The sequence below is a fragment of the Domibacillus sp. F004 genome (genome assembly GCF_057814295.1).
This window is the reverse complement of the sequence record NZ_JBVATB010000012.1, coordinates 26,834-46,239: the sequence shown is the minus strand read 5'-3', so window position 1 is coordinate 46,239 and position 19,406 is coordinate 26,834. Positions and strand designations below refer to the sequence as shown.

Annotated in this window: 23 protein-coding genes and 1 rRNA gene; 23 read left to right on the top strand and 1 reads right to left on the bottom strand. The window is 40.7% G+C overall.

Annotated elements, in window-relative coordinates:
- The first annotated feature begins 207 nt into the window (after nucleotides 1-207).
- From rrf to rsmI, 10 genes are all read left to right on the top strand, one after another.
- A 5S ribosomal RNA gene (rrf, locus tag ACZYRN_RS18485) occupies nucleotides 208-323 on the top strand.
- Between the two features lie 74 nt (nucleotides 324-397).
- A complete protein-coding gene (locus tag ACZYRN_RS18480; RefSeq protein ID WP_488913069.1) occupies nucleotides 398-1,807 on the top strand; it encodes an aminotransferase class I/II-fold pyridoxal phosphate-dependent enzyme in 1,410 nt (469 codons plus the stop codon).
- 3 nt (nucleotides 1,808-1,810) lie between these two features.
- Entirely contained in the window at nucleotides 1,811-2,440 is a 630-nt protein-coding gene (gene tmk / locus ACZYRN_RS18475; protein ID WP_488913068.1) for a dTMP kinase, read from the top strand.
- Between the two features lie 43 nt (nucleotides 2,441-2,483).
- Nucleotides 2,484-2,813 (top strand): cyclic-di-AMP receptor, encoded by a 330-nt coding sequence (locus ACZYRN_RS18470; protein WP_488913067.1) that lies wholly within the window; start codon nucleotides 2,484-2,486, stop codon nucleotides 2,811-2,813.
- 15 nt (nucleotides 2,814-2,828) lie between these two features.
- On the top strand, nucleotides 2,829-3,836 hold the full coding sequence (holB, locus tag ACZYRN_RS18465; protein ID WP_488913066.1) for a DNA polymerase III subunit delta': 1,008 nt from the start codon (nucleotides 2,829-2,831) through the stop codon (nucleotides 3,834-3,836).
- Nucleotides 3,829-4,656, top strand: coding sequence for a PSP1 domain-containing protein (locus ACZYRN_RS18460; protein ID WP_488913065.1), 828 nt, complete (start codon nucleotides 3,829-3,831; stop codon nucleotides 4,654-4,656). The genes holB and ACZYRN_RS18460 overlap by 8 nt, the downstream gene beginning before the upstream one ends.
- Nucleotides 4,657-4,705: 49 nt before the next feature.
- Nucleotides 4,706-5,023, top strand: a complete 318-nt coding sequence (gene yabA, locus ACZYRN_RS18455; RefSeq protein ID WP_488913072.1) for a DNA replication initiation control protein YabA — start codon at nucleotides 4,706-4,708, stop codon at nucleotides 5,021-5,023.
- A gap of 60 nt (nucleotides 5,024-5,083) precedes the next feature.
- Complete coding sequence (locus ACZYRN_RS18450) at nucleotides 5,084-5,845, top strand: tRNA1(Val) (adenine(37)-N6)-methyltransferase (RefSeq protein WP_488913064.1); 762 nt, start codon at nucleotides 5,084-5,086, stop codon at nucleotides 5,843-5,845.
- A complete protein-coding gene (locus tag ACZYRN_RS18445; protein WP_488913063.1) occupies nucleotides 5,814-6,104 on the top strand; it encodes a GIY-YIG nuclease family protein in 291 nt (96 codons plus the stop codon). The genes ACZYRN_RS18450 and ACZYRN_RS18445 overlap by 32 nt, the downstream gene beginning before the upstream one ends.
- Nucleotides 6,076-6,975: a 16S rRNA (cytidine(1402)-2'-O)-methyltransferase gene (gene rsmI / locus ACZYRN_RS18440; protein ID WP_488913071.1), complete on the top strand. Its 900-nt coding sequence runs from the start codon at nucleotides 6,076-6,078 to the stop codon at nucleotides 6,973-6,975. The genes ACZYRN_RS18445 and rsmI overlap by 29 nt, the downstream gene beginning before the upstream one ends.
- 20 nt (nucleotides 6,976-6,995) lie before the next feature.
- Here rsmI and abrB read toward each other — a convergent pair whose 3' ends face one another.
- On the bottom strand, nucleotides 6,996-7,280 hold the full coding sequence (gene abrB / locus ACZYRN_RS18435; protein WP_488913062.1) for a transition state genes transcriptional regulator AbrB: 285 nt from the start codon (nucleotides 7,278-7,280) through the stop codon (nucleotides 6,996-6,998).
- A 400-nt stretch (nucleotides 7,281-7,680) separates the two neighbouring features.
- Between abrB and metG the strand changes: the two genes are divergently transcribed.
- The 13 genes from metG to pth all read left to right on the top strand — a co-directional run bounded on the left by metG (nucleotide 7,681) and on the right by pth (nucleotide 19,363).
- Nucleotides 7,681-9,675 carry a methionine--tRNA ligase gene (gene metG / locus ACZYRN_RS18430; protein WP_488913061.1) on the top strand — a complete coding sequence of 665 codons (1,995 nt, stop codon included), beginning with the start codon at nucleotides 7,681-7,683 and terminating at the stop codon, nucleotides 9,673-9,675.
- Nucleotides 9,676-9,716: 41 nt separating this feature from the next.
- Nucleotides 9,717-10,484 (top strand): TatD family hydrolase, encoded by a 768-nt coding sequence (locus ACZYRN_RS18425; protein ID WP_488913070.1) that lies wholly within the window; start codon nucleotides 9,717-9,719, stop codon nucleotides 10,482-10,484.
- Nucleotides 10,485-10,528: 44 nt separating this feature from the next.
- Entirely contained in the window at nucleotides 10,529-11,086 is a 558-nt protein-coding gene (gene rnmV, locus ACZYRN_RS18420) for a ribonuclease M5 (protein WP_488913060.1), read from the top strand.
- The gene (gene rsmA / locus ACZYRN_RS18415) at nucleotides 11,083-11,958 is read left to right on the top strand and encodes a 16S rRNA (adenine(1518)-N(6)/adenine(1519)-N(6))-dimethyltransferase RsmA (protein WP_488913059.1); all 876 of its coding nucleotides are present in this window, start codon (nucleotides 11,083-11,085) and stop codon (nucleotides 11,956-11,958) included. Before rnmV ends, rsmA begins: the two co-directional genes overlap by 4 nt.
- A gap of 194 nt (nucleotides 11,959-12,152) precedes the next feature.
- On the top strand, nucleotides 12,153-12,407 hold the full coding sequence (gene veg / locus ACZYRN_RS18410) for a biofilm formation stimulator Veg (RefSeq protein ID WP_488913058.1): 255 nt from the start codon (nucleotides 12,153-12,155) through the stop codon (nucleotides 12,405-12,407).
- Nucleotides 12,408-12,543: 136 nt separating this feature from the next.
- Nucleotides 12,544-13,413, top strand: coding sequence for a 4-(cytidine 5'-diphospho)-2-C-methyl-D-erythritol kinase (gene ispE, locus ACZYRN_RS18405; protein ID WP_488913057.1), 870 nt, complete (start codon nucleotides 12,544-12,546; stop codon nucleotides 13,411-13,413).
- A 68-nt stretch (nucleotides 13,414-13,481) separates the two neighbouring features.
- Nucleotides 13,482-14,327, top strand: coding sequence for a pur operon repressor (gene purR / locus ACZYRN_RS18400; RefSeq protein WP_488913056.1), 846 nt, complete (start codon nucleotides 13,482-13,484; stop codon nucleotides 14,325-14,327).
- Nucleotides 14,324-14,698, top strand: coding sequence for a RidA family protein (locus ACZYRN_RS18395; protein WP_488913055.1), 375 nt, complete (start codon nucleotides 14,324-14,326; stop codon nucleotides 14,696-14,698). Before purR ends, ACZYRN_RS18395 begins: the two co-directional genes overlap by 4 nt.
- Nucleotides 14,699-15,010: 312 nt before the next feature.
- Nucleotides 15,011-15,325, top strand: coding sequence for a septation regulator SpoVG (gene spoVG, locus ACZYRN_RS18390; protein ID WP_488913054.1), 315 nt, complete (start codon nucleotides 15,011-15,013; stop codon nucleotides 15,323-15,325).
- A gap of 232 nt (nucleotides 15,326-15,557) precedes the next feature.
- A complete protein-coding gene (gene glmU, locus ACZYRN_RS18385) occupies nucleotides 15,558-16,934 on the top strand; it encodes a bifunctional UDP-N-acetylglucosamine diphosphorylase/glucosamine-1-phosphate N-acetyltransferase GlmU (RefSeq protein ID WP_488913053.1) in 1,377 nt (458 codons plus the stop codon).
- A gap of 19 nt (nucleotides 16,935-16,953) precedes the next feature.
- A complete protein-coding gene (locus ACZYRN_RS18380; protein WP_488913052.1) occupies nucleotides 16,954-17,913 on the top strand; it encodes a ribose-phosphate diphosphokinase in 960 nt (319 codons plus the stop codon).
- A gap of 144 nt (nucleotides 17,914-18,057) precedes the next feature.
- Nucleotides 18,058-18,681, top strand: coding sequence for a 50S ribosomal protein L25/general stress protein Ctc (locus tag ACZYRN_RS18375; RefSeq protein WP_488913051.1), 624 nt, complete (start codon nucleotides 18,058-18,060; stop codon nucleotides 18,679-18,681).
- 121 nt (nucleotides 18,682-18,802) lie between these two features.
- The gene (gene pth, locus ACZYRN_RS18370; protein WP_488913050.1) at nucleotides 18,803-19,363 is read left to right on the top strand and encodes an aminoacyl-tRNA hydrolase; all 561 of its coding nucleotides are present in this window, start codon (nucleotides 18,803-18,805) and stop codon (nucleotides 19,361-19,363) included.
- Nucleotides 19,364-19,406 lie beyond the last annotated feature (43 nt).

The following is a 19,406-nucleotide window of genomic DNA, read 5'->3' as shown; positions in this document are numbered from 1 at the left end:
AGAAATGCGCAAGTCGGCCGCTCAGGCCCGGCAGGCATAAGACAGACCGCTGTCGTGACGTTCTTTGTCACAGAAGCGTGATGGCTTATGACCGAGGGGACTGGCCGACTGGAGCTGGACAACACAAAATAACACTTGGTGTAACACGGATCATACGACACGCTTCTATCCAGTTTTGAAAGAACAGGCTTCTTTCCAATTTTATAGTCAGGTGGCATTAGCGAAGAGGTCACACCCGTTCCCATCCCGAACACGGCAGTTAAGCTCTTCAGCGCCGATGGTAGTTGGGGGTTTCCCCCTGTGAGAGCAGGACGCCGCCTGGCAAAATCTAGTGTAAAAGGAGATGACAAAAAGTCATCTCCTTTTTTCTATATAAAAGATGAAAGGATGGAACAAAATGTATATCGATCAAACAAAAACACCTCTTGTGGAAGCATTGAAACAGCATAAGAAGAAGAACTCTGTTTCTTTTCATGTTCCGGGACACAAAAATGGACAGCTTTCATCTTTTTTGGATCTTTCCTATGATGTGACAGAGTTAAGTGGTCTAGATGATCTTCATGCCTCTGAAGGGTGTATTCAAGATGCAGAAAATTTATTAAGCGATTTTTATCAAACAAACGAAAGTAAATTTCTTGTAAACGGAAGCACAGTTGGTAATCTTGCCATGATCCTTGGTTCTCTTTTGGAAGGAGATCGCGTATTTGTCCAGCGTAACTGTCACAAGTCTATATTAAATGCTTTAAAGATGGCCAAAGCTGAGCCCGTTTTTTTAGCACCTGAATATGATGAACATTCAAAAACAGTTGTCTTATTTTCCCCTGAGACATTAAAAGAGGCCTATCGGCAATACACGAATGTTAAAGCTGTTATTTTTACGTATCCTTCTTACTACGGGATGGCGGGTGCGTTCGAGAAGCTGGCTATGATTGCCAAAAATAATGGTTCCATTGTCCTTGTAGATGAAGCGCATGGGGCTCATTTTGTTTTACCTTATGAAGGCATCCCGGAAAGTGCACTTTATTTGGGAGCAGATATCGTGGTGCAGTCGGCCCATAAAATGCTGCCAGCGATGACAATGGGATCGTATTTTCATATTCAATCCAGTGATATAGATCGGGATAAGGTCATGTTTTATTTGCATGCATTGCAATCAAGCAGTCCTTCGTATCCCATTATGGCGTCGCTTGATGCGGCCAGAGCTTATACAGCTAGTTATAGAGAATGTGATCATCATTATTCGATACAGGTAGTAAACAGGATAAGAACAGTGTTGGAGTCAAAAGGGTGCTTATGCGTAAAGTCAGATGATCCATATAAACTTCTTATACGGGCCGATAACCTTTCTGGATATGAAATACAGATGTTGTTTGAGCAGGCGGGATTATATCCAGAAATGGCTGATCCTTTTCAAGTGTTGCTCGTTTTTCCACTTTTAAAAGAACGACAGATGACATTTGAAGCGGAGGCTTTACTAAAACTGCGTTCTTTTCATTTGAAAAAAGGAAGAGAGAGAGAGCATTTTCACGAAGTTAAAAAAACAAAGGGTGTGTCGACCCTTACATTACCGTATAATGAGCATAATAAATATAACAAAGAATTCATTCCCTTTCATGAAGCAAGAGGTCAGATTGCGGGGGAAATGATTATTCCGTATCCACCGGGCATTCCTTTAATTATGGAAGGGGAACGAATTTTAAATGAACATATAGAATCACTTGAATGGATGTTAAAAAGTGGGAGCCATTTTCATGGTGGAAGCAGCTTAAAAGAAAGACAGATTGCTGTTTTTCGCGGGGAGGGATAAACGATGAAAAAAGGAATATTTATTTCCATAGAAGGGCCTGAAGGGGCAGGGAAAACAACTGTGTTAGAACGAATTGTTCAGGAACTGAAAAATAGTGGAAAAGACGTTGTCCAAACACGTGAACCTGGTGGAATTGCGATTGCAGAGCAAATTCGATCGGTCATTCTAAATAAAGAAAACACTAAAATGGATGCACGGACAGAGGCACTTTTATATGCAGCAGCACGCCGTCAGCATCTTGTTGAAAAAGTAATACCAGCAATTGAACGTGGAGCAATTGTTCTTTGTGACCGATTCATTGACAGCTCACTTGCTTACCAAGGACACGCGAGAGGGCTTGGGATAGACGAAGTAGCCTCTATGAATGCATTTGCGACAGAAGGTATGATGCCAGAGTTGACCCTGTTATTTGATGTGAGTCCAGAAGTGGGTCTTGCGAGAATCCATCGGCATGAAGGGCGAGAAGTGAATCGTCTTGATTTAGAAGGACTTAACTTTCATGAAAAGGTAAGGGAGGGATATTTATTGCTGGCGAAGCAAGATCCCGGGCGGATTATGGTGATTGATGCAGAGAAAGAGAAGGAATCTGTTTTTCAAGCCGCACTCGCAATAATTAAAAAAGTGTTGCTTTAAAGCTTTTGATATAATGAGAGAAATCCTATTAGGGGGATATGGGATGAAATTAATTATAGCTGTTGTACAAGATCAGGATAGCAGTAAATTGTCTCATATATTAATTGAACATGATTTTCGTGCGACGAAGCTTGCATCTACAGGGGGGTTTTTAAAAGCAGGAAACACAACATTTATGATTGGGATAGAGGATGAACGACTTCATGAAGCGCTTGATATTATAAAAAAAAATTGTCAGTCACGTGATCAGGCAGCACCGCCACTTTCACCGCTCAGTGGTAATGTAGATGCGTATGTACCTTATCCGGTAGAAGTACCGGTGGGCGGGGCAACGGTGTTTGTGCTTCCTATTGAGCAATTTCATCAATTTTAAAAGGGTGTGGATTACGTGTCTAAATTGTGGGAAGAGATAACGGCTCGTCAACCAACTGTCATGCGGATGATTGAAAATAGTATTCTGAAAGATCGGATAACCCATGCGTATTTGTTAGAAGGCGATCCTGGCACGGGAAAAAAAGAAGCTGCACTTTTATTTGCAAAAAGTTTATTTTGCTTGAATCCCGAAAAAAAACTAATACCATGTGAATCATGTTTGAATTGCCGGCGTATTGATCACGGCAACCATCCGGATATTCATGTAGTTGAACCAGACGGGCTGTCAATCAAAAAAGAGCAAATTTATTATTTGCAGCAGGAATTTACAAAAACGGGTGTTGAGTCAAACCGGAAAGTATATATTGTTAACCAAGCTGATAAAATGACAGCAAGTGCTGCCAACAGCTTGCTGAAATTTTTGGAAGAGCCGTCTTCAGATACGGTCGCTTTTTTAATAACGGAGCAGAGCAGCCGAATGTTGCCAACAATTATATCAAGATGCCAGCAGTTATCGTTTCGGCCGATTAATGATGTTCAGTTAAAAGAACGTCTTATCGAAGAAGAAGTACCGGTTTCAATAGCGTCGCTTGTATGTAAAATAACAAATCATCTTGACAAAGCGCGTGAGTTATCACAGGATGAGTGGTTTGCACAGGCACGTTCAATAGTGTTAAAATTGTACGAAGGCCTTAAATCTGGAGGACTGACAAGTCTTGTTCAGTTATCGGAGGACTTTCATTCGCATTTTAAAGAGAAAGAACAGATCAGTCTTGCCCTTGATCTTTTTGTTCTTATTCATAGGGATTTGCTTTCCATTATGACTGGAGAAGAATACAGTCTTGCATTTCCTGATCAGCTCGCTTCCTTCAGACAGGATGCATTGCTTTTAACAGCTGAAGCGCTTGCAGACCGTCTTAGTATTATTTTAGAAGCGAAGCGCAGAATTAACAATAATATGAACCAGCAGCTGCTTATGGAACAGCTTTTGTTAAAGGTACAGGGAGGACATGCCTTTGTGTAATGTAGTAGGTATACGCTTTAAACAAGCGGGAAAAATATATTATTTTGATCCAGGAGAACTTGGCATTCAAAAAGAAGATCACGTTATCGTTGAAACCGCACGAGGCGTTGAATATGGTCATGTTGTCGTCGGACCGAAAGATGTTGATGAAAGCGATGTCGTCTTGCCTCTCAAAAAAGTTATTCGAACAGCCGATCAAAAAGATCGTCTTGCTGTTCAAGAAAATAGTGAAGCAGCAATGGCGGCATTTGCGACATGTGTTGATAAAATTAATGAGCACAAGTTAGACATGAAGCTTGTCGATGTAGAGTATACGTTTGACCGCAATAAAGTGATTTTTTATTTTACAGCGGATGGACGAGTTGATTTTCGTGAGCTAGTCAAAGATTTGGCATCTATTTTTAGAACTCGGATCGAGCTTCGTCAAATAGGTGTCCGGGATGAAGCAAAAATGCTTGGGGGAATTGGGCCATGTGGTCGAATGCTTTGCTGTTCGACATTTCTTGGTGATTTTGAGCCCGTATCGATTAAAATGGCAAAAGATCAAAACTTGTCATTAAACCCTGCTAAGATTTCTGGATTGTGCGGCCGTCTTATGTGCTGTTTGAAGTACGAAAATGATGAATATGAAGCGGCACGCCGTGAATTACCAGATGTCGGACAAAAAGTACAGACGCCAAGCGGTTATGGGAAAGTAACCGGTTTGAATATTTTAGAGCGGCTCGTACAAGTGCATATACCGGAATTAGAACGGACGCTTGAGTTCTCATCTGATGAACTTGGAAAAGAAGGAGCCGTTTCTGTGAAAGCAGGTGACTAATACGGTGAGAAATTTAGATAAAAAGGCGATCTTTGATTCCGTTAGTCATATGGAATTGCAAATTGGCGAGCTTTATCAACAGCTTGGCGAAGTAAGGATGCAACTTGCTGAAATATTGGAAGAGAACAATTCGTTAAAGATTGAAAATGATCATTTACGACGCAGGCTTGAAGAATTAGAACGCGGTCATGGACGAAAAGCATTGGGGGCAGAAAATGTTCAAGCACGGGGAGCGGACATTGGAGAAGGCTACGATAATCTAGCTCGTCTTTATCAGGAAGGATTCCACATTTGCAGTGTGCATTTTGGAAGTCCTCGTAAAGATGAAGACTGTCTGTTTTGTTTATCATTTTTAAATAAAAAATAATGACGATTTTTTGCCTTCCTTTCTAGAGGAAGGTTCTTTTGTGCAAAAGGAGTGATACGTATGACAAAATTAAAGGAAGATGAGCGGCTCGATTATCTGTTGGCCGAAGAGCTCCGTATTATTCAAAGTCCGACCGTCTTTTCATTTTCGCTTGATGCGGTGCTGTTGGCACGATTTGCATCTGTTCCGAAGACGCGTGGCTCGATTATTGATCTATGTTCTGGCAATGGGGTTATCCCATTGCTAATGTCTGCAAAAACAAGTGTATCAATTACTGGTGTCGAAATACAGGAAAGACTTTTTGATATGGCTATCCGCAGTGTGCAGTACAATAAATTGGATGATCAAATTAAGATGGTAAACGGTGACCTAAAGAATGCACCGGAGCTGCTTGGGGTTGGGAAACATACGCTCATTACGTGCAATCCACCATATTTTTTAACACCTTCTGACAGAGAATTAAACATGAATGAATATGTTGCTATTGCTCGCCACGAAATTAAGTGCACGCTTGAAGATTGTATTCTTTCAGCCTCAAGATTGTTAAAGCAAGGTGGAAAAGCGGCGTTTGTGCATCGCCCTGGCAGGCTCTTAGACATCTTAACCTTGATGAGAAAATACCGTATAGAACCGAAACGGCTTCGCTTTGTTTACCCAAAGCATGGAAAAGAAGCAAACACTGTTCTCGTGGAAGGCATAAAAGATGGTGCACCAGATTTGAAAATTTTAATGCCCCTTTACGTGTACGATGAAAAGGGCGAGTATACTGAGGAAGTGAGGGTACTGTTATATGGGGACGAACCACCATTTTTACGTCGTTAAGTGCCATGACGGTTCACTTTATGCAGGGTATACGAATGATTTGGAAAAAAGAATGAGCGTTCACAACGCCGGTAAAGGGGCAAAGTATACGAGAGCCCGTCTGCCGGTTACGCTTATTCATAGTGAATTGCTGGAAACGAAGCAAGAGGCAATGCGCGCAGAATATGCGTTTAAACAGCTTTCTCGCATGAAAAAGATTAATTATTTGCTGAAAAGGGGTGTGGTCGTTGTTGAAAGCACAAAAAAGCTTTACGAATGAAGAGATAGAAGGCTTTTTATATCTTGTGCCAGTGCCAATTGGCAATCTCGAGGATATAACTGTGAGGGCAATCCGTATTATGAAAGAAGCGGATGTCATTGCTGCAGAAGATACACGCAATACGAAAAAGTTGTGTAATTACTTTGATATAGCAACTCCTGTTATAAGCTATCATGAACATAGCAATGAAGCAGCTGGACGCAAATTGATTGACCGTGTTCAATCAGGCGAGACAGTAGCACTCGTGAGTGATGCGGGCACGCCATGTATCTCTGATCCGGGACATGAACTTGTTTGGGCAGCGATAGAAAAAGGCTTGAATGTTGTTCCGCTTCCGGGGGCTAATGCAGCTGTCACGGCACTCATTGCTTCAGGCATTGCACCGCAGCCGTTTTATTTTTATGGCTTTTTAAGCCGTGGGAAAAAAGAAAAAAAGAAAGAGCTGGAAAAACTGGCGCTATTCCGCGATACGTTTATTTTGTATGAATCGCCGCACCGTTTAAAGGAAACACTCGTATTAATGGAAACGTTTTTCGGTACAGACCGTCGGATTGTACTTTGCCGAGAACTAACAAAAAAGTTTGAAGAGTTTTTACGAGGGACAATTGGTGAAGCAGTGGAATGGACGAATACGTCTAAGATTATGGGTGAGTTTTGCCTTGTCATTGAAGGAAGCAATGAGGAGTCGATAGAGCAGGCCGGTTCTGAATGGTGGAATGAAATGACCGTGGAAGCGCATGTTGAACAGTATATAACTGAACAAGGCTGGATACCAAAAGAAGCAGTGAAACAGGCAGCTAAAGATAGAGGGCTGCCGAAACGTGACGTATATGCGGCTTATCATGCTAAAAAAAATCCCAATGGCGAGTAAAGACCATCGGGATTTTAACATTATTTACTGTTTTCAAACGCTTCTTGAATTTCTTTGATCAAAATTTCCGCGCCTTCATGGCTAAGAATTAATTTCCCGCCGGCAAGTTTAATGTTGTCATCAGAAACTTCACCTGTTACTTGGCAAGTCATGCTTGGTTTATATTTTTTAAGGATGATTTTATCATCATCTACGTAAATTTCAAGTGCATCTTTTTCTGCAATTCCAAGCGTACGGCGTAATTCAATTGGAATAACGACCCGTCCCAGCTCGTCTACTTTACGTACAATACCCGTTGATTTCATTTAAAAATTAACTCCTCTCTCTTTTTTTGATTGTATTTTAATCTGTTAATAAATGAATTCGTCATTATTCGACAAAATTTTCAATCTGTAAGGTTATCATACCAACACTTCCCATATTCGTCAACAAATAAAATGTAATTCTTCAATTAACTGTAAGTACAGAATATATTGATTTATCAAATATTTCAAAAAATAGCTATTTTTTTCAAAAAATGAATGGTTGTTATCGAAAAGTGTCGAATTTTATTGGGAGTTTTGTGGAGTAAGACAGAGAAAAGAAAGTATGCATATTTACATTTATTCATGGATGGGAGAAAATAAAAGAAGTGATTTAGAAGCTTCCGGCAGGTAGCCGGAAGCTTTTATCTATAAGAAGAAAGAAAAATAAGGAGGGAATCCATTGAGCAATCATAAAAAATCATTTTACTTAACAACACCTATTTATTATCCAAGCGGTAATTTGCATATTGGTCATGCCTATACAACTGTGGCAGGCGATGCGATGGCGCGCTATAAACGTTTGCGCGGTTTTGATGTTATGTATTTAACCGGAACGGATGAACACGGTCAAAAAATCCAGGAAAAAGCAGATGAAAAAGGTATTACGCCGCAGCAATATGTAGACGAGATTGTGGCAGGTATTCAAAAACTGTGGGAAACTATGCATATTTCCAACGATGATTTTATCCGGACAACTGAAAAACGTCATAAAGACATTGTAGAAAAAATCTTTAAACAGCTTTTGGATCAAGGTGATATTTATCTGGGTGAATATGAAGGCTGGTATTCGGTACCAGATGAAACCTTTTATACGGAAACACAGCTTATTGATAAGGAAGTAAATGAACAAGGCGAAGTAATTGGTGGAAAAAGCCCGGACAGTGGCCATCAGGTGGAAAAAGTGCGTGAAGAATCATATTTCTTCCGTATGAGTAAATATGCAGATCGTCTTCTTAAATATTATAAAGAGAACCCAACCTTTATTCAGCCAGAATCGCGCAAAAATGAAATGATCAATAATTTCATTAAGCCAGGGCTTGAAGATCTCGCAGTGTCACGGACGACGTTTAATTGGGGTGTACAAGTACCAGGAAATCCTAAACACGTTGTATATGTATGGATTGATGCGTTATCTAACTACATTACGGCGCTTGGTTATGGAACAGATCAACCTGAGAAATTTAATCGATATTGGCCGGCAGATGTTCATCTTGTCGGTAAAGAAATTGTTCGTTTTCATACGATTTATTGGCCTATTATGTTGATGGCTCTTGATTTGCCTTTGCCAAAAAAAGTATTTGCACATGGATGGCTGTTAATGAAAGACGGAAAAATGTCGAAGTCAAAAGGCAATGTAGTGGACCCCGTTACACTAATTGATCGTTACGGTCTTGATGCGCTTCGTTATTATCTGCTCCGTGAAGTACCATTCGGTTCTGACGGTGTGTTTACACCAGAAGGCTTTGTTGAGCGAATTAATTATGACTTAGCAAATGACCTGGGCAACTTATTGAATCGTACGGTTGCGATGATTAATAAATATTTTGACGGCATAATCCCAGCTTACAGCGGTTCTAACGGTGAATTTGAACAAGCACTTGTTGATATGAATGAAAAAACGGTACGGGAATATGAAGAAGCGATGGAAAACATGGAGTTTTCCGTAGCATTAACATCCATTTGGCAGCTTGTAAGCCGAGCAAATAAATATATTGATGAAACTCAACCATGGATCTTGGCAAAAGAGGAAAGAAAAGCAGAACTTGGTACAGTTATGTATCATTTAGCAGAATCATTGCGCCGAGCAGCAGTTCTTTTAATCCCATTTTTGACGAGAACACCAAATAAAATTTTTGAACAATTGCAGCTAAATGAATCATCCTTACAAAATTGGGAAAGCTTAGAAGCATTTGGAGCCATCCCAGAAGGCATTCAAGTTATAAAAAAAGGTGAACCGATTTTCCCGCGTCTTGATATGGAAGAAGAAATCAATTTTATTAAAGATAAAATGAAAGCTCCTGCAGTACCAGCCGTAGAAGAGCAGACGGTAGAAGAATATGCACCGCTTTTAGACGAGATCAGTATCGATGACTTTATGAAAATCGATCTTCGTGCAGCCACTGTTATTGAAGCGGCTCCTGTAAAAAAAGCAGATAAGCTATTAAAATTACAGCTGGATCTTGGTTTTGAAAAACGTCAAGTTGTTTCGGGTATTGCGCAGTATTATAAACCAGAAGAACTTGTTGGACGGAAAGTCATTGTTGTCGCAAATTTAAAGCCCGTTAAATTGCGCGGTGAATTATCGCAAGGCATGATTTTAGCCGGTTCTAAAGATGGGATATTAACACTTGCCGAACTGCCGGAAAATTTACCAAATGGAGCAAAGGTAAAATAAAATTGTTTCACGTGAAACAAAAAATGAAAATAGGTGATAATGTGCTTTTTGATACACATGTTCATTTAAATGCAGATCAATTTGAAGAAGATATAGCAGATGTCATCAGACGCGCTCAGGAAGCTGGTGTCAGTCAGATGGTCGTTGTTGGCTTTGACCGGTTAACGATTGAGCGTGCGATGAATCTCATTGAACAGTATGATTGGTTGTACGCCTCCATTGGCTGGCATCCAGTTGATGCAATTGATATGCGTGAAGCAGATCTTGAATGGATTGAAGAGCTTGCTGTTCATCCCAAAGTCGTTGCTATAGGAGAAACAGGTCTGGATTACCACTGGGATAAATCTCCAAAAGAAATTCAACAGGATGTTTTTAGACGCCAAATTCAATTGGCTAAAAAAGTGAAACTGCCGATTGTTATCCATAACCGGGAAGCGACACAAGATATTGTCGATATATTAAAAGAAGAAGGTGCCGAAGAAGTGGGTGGTATTATGCATTGTTTCAGCGGGAGCGCAGAAACAGCACTTGAATGTATAAAAATGAATTTTTACATTTCACTTGGCGGCCCCGTTACGTTCAAAAATGCAAAAAAACCGAAAGAAGTGGCGATAGCTGTTCCATTAGATAAATTATTAATCGAAACAGACTGTCCATATCTTGCACCGCATCCATACCGGGGCAAACGTAATGAGCCGGCGTATGTGAAGCTCGTGGCAGAAGAAATTGCAGCGCTAAAAGAATGTTCTTATGAAGAAGTCGCACATACTACAATGAAAAATGCGCAAACACTGTTTCAAATTGATTAAGCAGGAGGCCTTCACAGCCTCTGCTTTTTCGTTCGGAGGAAAAAATGAAAATAAAAGAAATTATCGTTGTTGAAGGCAAAGATGATACAGTGAAAATAAAGCTGGCAGTTGATGCTGATACGATTGAAACGAGAGGATCTGCTGTCGATGAACGTGTCATTGAGCAAGTGAGACATGCTCAGGAAACGCGCGGTGTTATTATTCTCACCGATCCTGATTACCCGGGACAGCGCATACGTAATATAATTTCAGAGCAAGTGCCAGGCTGCCGGCATGCTTTTTTGCCGAAAGAAGAAGCAATCGAAAAGCTTGGCCGCGGTGTCGGTGTTGAGCACGCATCGATTGAATCGATCCGTAAAGCACTTCGCGATGCACAATATACGGAAAAACGGGGAGAAGAACTGGTCACGATAGAAGATCTGATGGATGCGGGGCTCGTAGGCGGTAACCGAGCAAAAGCAAGACGGGAAGAGCTTGGTAAAAAATTAAAAATAGGTTATGTGAATGGAAAACAGCTGCATAAACGGCTGATTATGTTTCAAGTGACACGTGAACAATTCATTTCTGCATTGAAAGAAGTACTGGAGGAGGAATCAGGATGAAAGATATCGCTACGCCGTCCCGGACAAAAGATATTCTCTCTAGGCACGGATTTTCATTTAAAAAGAGTCTTGGTCAAAACTTTTTGGTTGATTCAAATATTTTGCAGCGTATTACGGAAACAGCTGGTTTGACGAAAGAAACAGGTGTTATTGAGATTGGTCCGGGAATCGGTGCATTAACTGAACATTTAGCTCGAAAAGCTGGAAAAGTTGTCGCTTTTGAAATTGATCAGCGGCTTTTGCCAATTTTAGATGAAACGCTATCGCCTTATGATAATATAAAAGTCATTCATGAAGATATACTGAAAGCAGATGTGAAGACGGTTGTTGAAAAGGAATTTGCCGGGTATGACCATCTAATGGTTGTTGCCAATTTACCTTATTATGTGACAACACCCATCATTATGAAGCTACTTGAGGATAAAGTTCCCGTAAATGGTTTTGTCGTGATGCTTCAAAAAGAAGTGGGTGCTCGTATTTCTGCCAGCCCCTCAACGAAAGAATATGGTTCATTATCGATTGCTGTTCAATATTATACTGAAGCAGAATTGGCCTTTGTCGTGCCAAAAACCGTTTTTATGCCGCCGCCAAATGTTGATTCAGCGATTATCAAACTGATGGTGCGCAATGAGCCAGCAGTACATGTTCAAAATGAAGATTTTTTCTTTACCGTTACTCGTACAGCGTTTGCTCATCGCCGTAAAACGATTTTAAATAATCTTGTCAACGGATTGCCTAATGGAAAAGAGAAAAAAGAAGAAATTATCTCTGCGCTTGAAAAGGCGGGTGTTGAAACGTCTAGAAGAGGGGAGACCTTATCACTGGCAGAGTTCGGGCTGCTTTCTGATGCTCTTTTAAATGAAGATTTATAACATATATGAACTGCTCTTGAAAAAGAGCGGTTTTTTTTTTGAAAGTGGGAAATAATAGCTTTGTTGAAAAAAAATATTGTTTTTAAAACAAAAATTATTGACAACAATAAGAGACGCTGATAAAATTGTAAATTTATTTGACTAAAAAGAAGGATTGTGTTATACTAAACATGAGTGAAGTGAGGTGGAAGCAAATGCCGAAAACATTATCAGATATTAAAAAATCGCTTGATTGCCATTTGGGTAAAAGATTGTTGCTTAAAGCGAACGGTGGTCGACGTAAGACGATTGAGCGCTCCGGTATTTTAGCGGAAACGTACCCTGCTGTTTTTGTCGTAGAACTAGACCAGGATGAAAATTCATTTGAACGCGTTTCTTACAGCTATGCAGATGTGCTCACTGAAACCGTTGAACTGACATTTGAAGATGCAGCAGGCAGTGCAGTATAAATAAAGCTTGCTTTTTTGATAAAGCAAAACACCGGGGAGCCGGCTTAAAAGATTCAATTTGAATCTTTTAAGCCGGCTCTTTTTCTTTATGATAAAATAAGAAATAATTTATTGTGTGTAAAGTAGGTGGACTAAAATGAAGTTAATGATTAAAGCACCAGCGAAAATTAATTTAACACTCGATGTACTTCACAAAAGACAAGATGGCTACCATGAAGTAGAAATGATTATGACGACAGTCGATCTTGCTGATCGGCTTGAGCTTGAAAGTCTTCAAAAAGATGAGATTCGGATTATATCTCATAATCGCTTCGTTCCAGATGATAGCCGGAACCTTGCCTACCAGGCGGCCAAGATATTAAAAGAGCGGTATAACATTAAAAAAGGGATTGCTATTCAAATCGACAAGATTATCCCTGTTGCTGCAGGGCTGGCTGGCGGAAGTAGTGACGCGGCGGCAGCATTGAAAGGATTAAATGAACTATGGGGTCTAGGGCTGTCTCTTGATGAATTAGCCGAAATTGGAGCAGAAATTGGTTCAGATGTTTCCTTCTGTGTATATGGAGGTACAGCCCTTGCGACAGGAAGAGGTGAAAAAATTAATCGATTGCCTGCTCCGCCGAATTGCTGGGTTATTCTTGCTAAACCAACAATTGGCGTTTCAACAGGAGAAGTGTATAAAAACTTAAAACTGGACCAGATGAATCGGCCGGATACAAAAGCCATGATCGAAGCCATTCGTGAAAATGATTATGATAAAATGTGTGCAAATGTCGGTAATGTGTTAGAATCAGTCACATTAAATGTACATCCCGAAGTTGCACTTATTAAAGAGCAGATGATTCGATTCGGTGCGGATACCGTGTTAATGAGTGGCAGCGGGCCAACAGTCTTTGGGCTTATTCGCCATGATTCGCGTATGCATCGTGTGTATAATTGTCTGCGGGGCTTTTGTGATCAAGTGTACGCTGTCCGAATGTTAGGAGAGGGGAATTCGGTTGATTAAAACCGTATATTAAGATATATTATATATAAAATATTCGGTTTTACTCCTCGGGAGGTTTAATTACAACGATGAAGTTTCGTCGAAGTGAACGTATTATTCATATGACACACTATTTACTGGAGAATCCACATCAGCTTGTTTCTTTGACACTTTTTGCGGAACGATTTGGGTCGGCTAAGTCATCGATCAGTGAGGACCTAGCAATTATAAAAGAAACCTTTGAAAAGTGTGGCATTGGCACGGTGAAGACGGTCCCGGGTGCAGCGGGTGGTGTGAAATTTTATTCAAGGGTAAATAGCCGGGATGCAAAAGCATTTATTAATGATTTATGTGATCAGCTTAAAAATCCGGATCGCTTGCTGCCAGGTGGTTACTTGTATATCATGGATTTACTCGGACACCCAGGTATTATCAATCAGGTAGGCAAACTGCTTGCCTCGGCTTATGCCGATGAAAAGATTGATGCTGTTATGACGGTGGCTACAAAAGGGATTCCAATTGCACACGCGATAGCAGCTCATTTAAATGTGCCTGTTGTCGTTGTACGCCGTGATAGTAAAGTAACAGAAGGACCGACGGTGAGCATTAACTATGTATCCGGATCAACGAAGCGCATTCAGGCAATGGTTTTGTCAAAGCGCAGTTTAAAAGAAGGTTCTAAAGTGCTACTCGTCGATGATTTTATGAAAGGCGGCGGAACGATTAATGGAATGATCAGTCTGCTTGCTGAATTTAATGCATCTGTTGCGGGTATTGCGGTTCTTGTAGAAGCGGAATACTCGGATCGGTTGATCAGCGATTACATTTCGCTTGTAAAACTGAAAGATGTAAATGAAAAGGAAGCAGCGATCTCTGTTGTCGAAGGAAACTACTTTTCAAAAGGTATTGAATTTTTACAGGAGGAATCAGAATGAAGGTTATTAACACAAAAAAAGCACCTGCAGCAATCGGCCCATACTCACAGGGGATTATCGTGAACAACTTATTTTATAGCTCCGGTCAGATACCATTAACAGCCGAAGGAACGCTTGTAGATGGTTCAATTGAAGAACAGACACATCAAGTATTTTCGAATTTAAAAGCGGTACTTGAGGAAGCGAATGCTTCTCTTGATTCTGTTGTGAAAGTAACGGTCTTTTTATCCGATATGGAAGAGTTTGGTGCGGTTAATGAAGTATACGGAGAGTATTTTTCGGCTCATAAACCAGCCCGTTCATGTGTAGAAGTTGCACGCCTTCCAAAAGATGTGAAAGTAGAAATTGAAGTTATTGCTCTTATAAAATAAAATTTTATCCCTGCTGAAAAAAAGAGCTCAAGTAAAATGCGCCGCGATCTACAACATTACCTGAGTGAATAGGTTCAGTCTGACCTGAACCAATCGGGCTTTTGTGGGCGGTTGATCCCTAGGTGAGGATTTCTTTTGAAGTCTTGCAAAGAAGGGTCTTACTGCCCGTTAATGAGGGATAAAAGAATAAACCGGCCATGTGCCGGTTTTTTTTATGAAAATTTTTTTAAGCCAGAAAAGAAGGAATATTTAAATTATTATTGAATAACTAGTTTATAAATTTTTTAATATGGGTAGAGGTGGTGAATATGCGTGGAAATAACAGATGTAAGATTGCGACGCGTACAAACAGACGGCCGAATGAGAGCGATTGCATCCATTACGTTTGATGAAGAATTTGTGATTCATGATATTCGTGTTATTGATGGGAACAATGGCTTATTTGTTGCAATGCCAAGCAAGCGAACACCGGATGGGGAATTCCGCGACATTGCGCATCCCATTAATTCCAGTACGCGCGGGAAAATTCAAGACACAGTCCTCTCAGCGTATCATCGCATTGATGAATATAGCGAAATAGAACTTGTTGAACTTGAGGAAGCAGGAGCAGGGTCGTCACGCATTTAGACGTTCATCGCTTAGGTACCAGCCGCCGTCTGAGTTTTATACATCAAGAGAGCCTACTTTTCGTGTAGAGCTCTTTTTTTGCTTTTTATAGGGAAGTTAAAGGCTGTAAAACTCCCTTCGATGAAAGTTTCATTTTATGCGTTGTCAATAATGTGTCAATTTCCCCCCATTATTGAAATAAACGCTTTTTTAGGATATATTCAATAGGGATAAACAGGTTAGGAGGCCTTTTATGACAAACATTTACGCCATCATTTTGGCTGCAGGGCAGGGAACGCGCATGAAGTCTAAATTGTATAAAGTGCTGCATCCTGTCTGCGGGAAGCCAATGGTAGAACACGTTATTGATCAAATTTCAGGTTTACATACAGAGCAGATTGTCACAATTGTTGGCCACGGAGCGGACAAAGTAAAGGCGCAGCTTGGTGAACGTTCTGCTTATGCGCTGCAGGAAGAGCAGCTCGGGACGGCTCATGCAGTCATTCAAGCAGAACCGATGCTGGCAGGTAAAGAAGGCTGCACGCTCGTTGTCTGCGGCGATACACCGCTTATTCAAACGTCAACGATGGAGGCGCTTGTCAATCATCACGCGGAAACAGGAGCTAAAGCAACAATTTTAACAGCTCTTGCAGAAAAACCAGATGGCTATGGCCGCATCATTCGCGGTGCAGATGCTTCTGTGAGCCGCATTGTTGAACATAAAGATGCAACGGATGAAGAACGAGCTGTTAACGAAATTAATACAGGTACGTACTGTTTTGATAACAAAGCGCTGTTTGATGCGCTTAAAAATGTATCCAATGAAAATGTGCAAGGTGAATATTATTTGCCGGATGTTATTGAAATTTTAAAAGCGGCAGGTGAAATTGTAGCTGCTCACCAGACAGACAGCTTCGATGAAACACTTGGTGTTAATGATCGTGTCGCACTCAGTGAAGCAGAGCGGATTATGCGTGCCCGAATTAACGAGCAGCACATGCGTGCCGGCGTATCGATTATTGACCCGCTGAACACATATATTGGACCAGACGTTGAGATTGGGACGGATACGGTTATTTATCCTGGTACAGTTCTTTCCGGCAAGGCGTCTATCGGTATAGATTGCATCATCGGTCCAAATACGGAAGTGAGCGACTGCGCTATTGGAGACCGTACGGTAATTCGCCAATCTGCGGCGTTTAATAGTGAAATTGGAGCGGATGTTAATATTGGTCCATTTGCTCACATTCGCCCTGAATCCTTTATTCACGATGAAGTTAAAATCGGTAACTTTGTTGAAATTAAAAAGGCCGTATTCGGTAAAGGAAGCAAAGCTTCCCATTTAAGCTATATTGGTGATGCGGAGATTGGCAGCGACGTAAACATTGGCTGTGGCTCTATTACAGTGAACTATGATGGGGAAAATAAATTTCTTACGAAAATTGAAGATGGTGTGTTCATCGGCTGCAACTCGAATCTTGTTGCTCCGGTCACAGTAAAAAAAGGTGCTTATGTGGCGGCAGGTTCGACAATTACAGATGAGGTGCCGGAAGAAGCACTTGCAATTGCACGTTCGCGTCAAGTAAATAAAGAAAACTACGTTCAAAAAATCTTTTCAAAAAACGATTAAAATGACAGTGGAGGTCATCATGAGCAACCAGTATTTAGATCCAAATTTAAAAATCTTTTCGTTGAATTCCAATCCAGGATTAGCCCAAGAAATTGTGGACTTTATCGGTGTGGAACTCGGCAAATGTTCAGTTACACGTTTTAGCGATGGCGAAGTTCAAATTAACATCGAAGAAAGTATACGCGGCTGTGACGTATACATCGTGCAGTCAACGAGTGGACCGGTAAATGAACATTTAATGGAATTGCTCATTATGATTGATGCGTTGAAACGGGCATCTGCCAAAACAATCAACGTGGTTATTCCGTATTATGGATATGCGCGTCAGGATCGAAAAGCACGTGCCCGTGAACCAATTACAGCGAAACTTGTTGCAAATTTACTAGAAACGGCGGGAACAACTCGTTTAATTACATTGGATCTCCACGCACCGCAAATTCAAGGTTTTTTTGATGTTCCAATTGATCACCTGCTAGGAGTACCGATTTTGGGGGAATATTTCAAGAAAAAAGGGTTTGATAAGGAGAATCTCGTTATCGTGTCACCCGATCATGGAGGAGTAACGCGTGCCCGCAAATTGGCAGATCGTTTAAAAGCGCCGATTGCGATTATCGATAAACGCCGTCCGCGTCCGAATGTATCAGAAGTGATGAACATTGTTGGCAATGTAGATGGAAAAATTGCCATTTTAATCGATGATATTATTGATACAGCCGGTACAATCACGCTTGCCGCGAAGGCAATTACTGAAAGTGGAGCAAAAGAAGTATATGCATGCTGCACACATCCTGTTTTATCAGGTCCCGCTTTGGAGCGAATTGGTAACTCGATCATTAAGGAGCTCGTCGTGACGAATTCAATTGCACTTGCATCTGAAAAGAAAATAGATAAAGTTGTTGAATTGTCTGTCGCCCCTCTTATTGGTGAAGCGATTATCCGCGTTCATGAAGAGCAGTCAGTCAGTACTTTATTTGATTAATAGGATGGAGAATCGGTTCTTTTTACAGAACTGATTCTTTTTTTGTCTTATTAGGTTTACAAAGCGTTTATTTAGGGAATATACAATCATGTATAGAAAAAAAGCTAAAAAGGTAACTTAAAATCAGAAAGGTGACTATTTAATATGAGCAATGCATTAAAAGCTAAAAAACGTGAGGGCTTTACGAAAGCTGCGTTAACTGAAATTCGCACACAGGGCTCATTTCCAGCAGTTATATATGGTAAAGGAGTAGAATCTGAGCCGGTGTCAGTGGAGGAACTTCAATTTATTAAAGTCATCCGTGAAGTTGGACGGAATGGAATGATATCGTTAAAAGTAGATAATAAAGAATATGATGTCGTTTTGCAGGAGTATCAACAAGATTCGCTGAAAGGGCATATTATCCATGCTGATTTCCTAGCGGTAGATAGATCATCTGAAATTACTTCACAGGTACGTGTTGATATCGAAGGGGAAGCGATCGGTACAAAAGAAGGTGGCGTTGTTCAGCAGCCATTATTCGAATTAAATGTCACAGCTAAAGTATCCGAATTCCCTGAACATGTAACGGTGAATATTTCAGAATTGGCAATAGGCGATTCCATTTCGGTTGGAGACATTCGCGATCAATTTAATTTCGTGATTGAAAACGAAGATGAGGAAACAATTGTTTCGGTTCTTCCTCCACAAAAGTTGGAAGAAAGTGAAGGAAGCGAAGATACGGCTAATGAAGAGGTTCCTGTTGTTGGCGAAGAAAAAGAAAGCTAATCTTTAATTAATCTTTAATTGTACTATGCAGGCAGACTGCTCAAAAAGCAGCTCTGTCTGTTTTTTTTATGTTTAGTCATGTATACTGAACATAATTGTAAAAAATGAGGTGCAAATGAATATGAAATTAATCGTGGGCCTTGGCAATCCAGGCGCAAAATATGCAGGGACACGTCATAATATCGGCTTTGATATCATTGATGCGTTAGCTAATCAGCTAGGAGTTGAACTCTCAGAAGCCAAACATAAAGGTGTGTATGCAATCGCAAGAAAAGGAACGGAAAAAGTCATTTTATTGAAACCATTAACATATATGAATTTATCAGGAGAATCCCTTGCCGAAGTGATGCGCTATTATGATATTGAGAAAGAGGATATCATTGTGGTATACGATGATCTAGATCTGCCGCAGGGGAAAATACGGCTTCGTCAAAAAGGAAGCCCCGGCGGTCATAATGGGATAAAATCAATAATCGCACATCTTGGTACGGATCAGTTTAAGCGTGTACGCGTCGGCATTGGTCGTCCGGAAGGTCCAATCAAAACTGTTGATTACGTGCTTGGCAAATTTAGTGAAGAAGAACGAAATGTCATAGATTCAGCCATTAAAACAAGTGCTGACGCTTGCATAAGGGCAATTGATAACGCGTTTATCGATGTGATGAATGAATTCAATCAATGAGGCATTGCGTTAAAAAGCTTTGGGCGTATGCCCCAAAGCGTTT

What these genes read in the sequence shown, in the direction of transcription:
- tmk (WP_488913068.1), top strand. Translation starts at nt 1,811, where the DNA reads ATGAAAAAAGGAATATTTATTTCCATAGAAGGGCCTGAAGGGGCAGGG.
- ACZYRN_RS18480 (WP_488913069.1), top strand. Translation starts at nt 398, where the DNA reads ATGTATATCGATCAAACAAAAACACCTCTTGTGGAAGCATTGAAACAG.
- pth (WP_488913050.1), top strand. Translation starts at nt 18,803, where the DNA reads ATGAAATTAATCGTGGGCCTTGGCAATCCAGGCGCAAAATATGCAGGG.
- rsmA (WP_488913059.1), top strand. Translation starts at nt 11,083, where the DNA reads ATGAAAGATATCGCTACGCCGTCCCGGACAAAAGATATTCTCTCTAGG.
- glmU (WP_488913053.1), top strand. Translation starts at nt 15,558, where the DNA reads ATGACAAACATTTACGCCATCATTTTGGCTGCAGGGCAGGGAACGCGC.
- veg (WP_488913058.1), top strand. Translation starts at nt 12,153, where the DNA reads ATGCCGAAAACATTATCAGATATTAAAAAATCGCTTGATTGCCATTTG.
- abrB (WP_488913062.1), bottom strand. Translation starts at nt 7,280, where the DNA reads ATGAAATCAACGGGTATTGTACGTAAAGTAGACGAGCTGGGACGGGTC.
- ACZYRN_RS18450 (WP_488913064.1), top strand. Translation starts at nt 5,084, where the DNA reads ATGACAAAATTAAAGGAAGATGAGCGGCTCGATTATCTGTTGGCCGAA.
- ACZYRN_RS18395 (WP_488913055.1), top strand. Translation starts at nt 14,324, where the DNA reads ATGAAGGTTATTAACACAAAAAAAGCACCTGCAGCAATCGGCCCATAC.
- ACZYRN_RS18445 (WP_488913063.1), top strand. Translation starts at nt 5,814, where the DNA reads ATGGGGACGAACCACCATTTTTACGTCGTTAAGTGCCATGACGGTTCA.
- yabA (WP_488913072.1), top strand. Translation starts at nt 4,706, where the DNA reads ATGGAATTGCAAATTGGCGAGCTTTATCAACAGCTTGGCGAAGTAAGG.
- ACZYRN_RS18380 (WP_488913052.1), top strand. Translation starts at nt 16,954, where the DNA reads ATGAGCAACCAGTATTTAGATCCAAATTTAAAAATCTTTTCGTTGAAT.
- ACZYRN_RS18375 (WP_488913051.1), top strand. Translation starts at nt 18,058, where the DNA reads ATGAGCAATGCATTAAAAGCTAAAAAACGTGAGGGCTTTACGAAAGCT.
- ACZYRN_RS18470 (WP_488913067.1), top strand. Translation starts at nt 2,484, where the DNA reads ATGAAATTAATTATAGCTGTTGTACAAGATCAGGATAGCAGTAAATTG.
- purR (WP_488913056.1), top strand. Translation starts at nt 13,482, where the DNA reads ATGAAGTTTCGTCGAAGTGAACGTATTATTCATATGACACACTATTTA.
- ispE (WP_488913057.1), top strand. Translation starts at nt 12,544, where the DNA reads ATGAAGTTAATGATTAAAGCACCAGCGAAAATTAATTTAACACTCGAT.
- rnmV (WP_488913060.1), top strand. Translation starts at nt 10,529, where the DNA reads ATGAAAATAAAAGAAATTATCGTTGTTGAAGGCAAAGATGATACAGTG.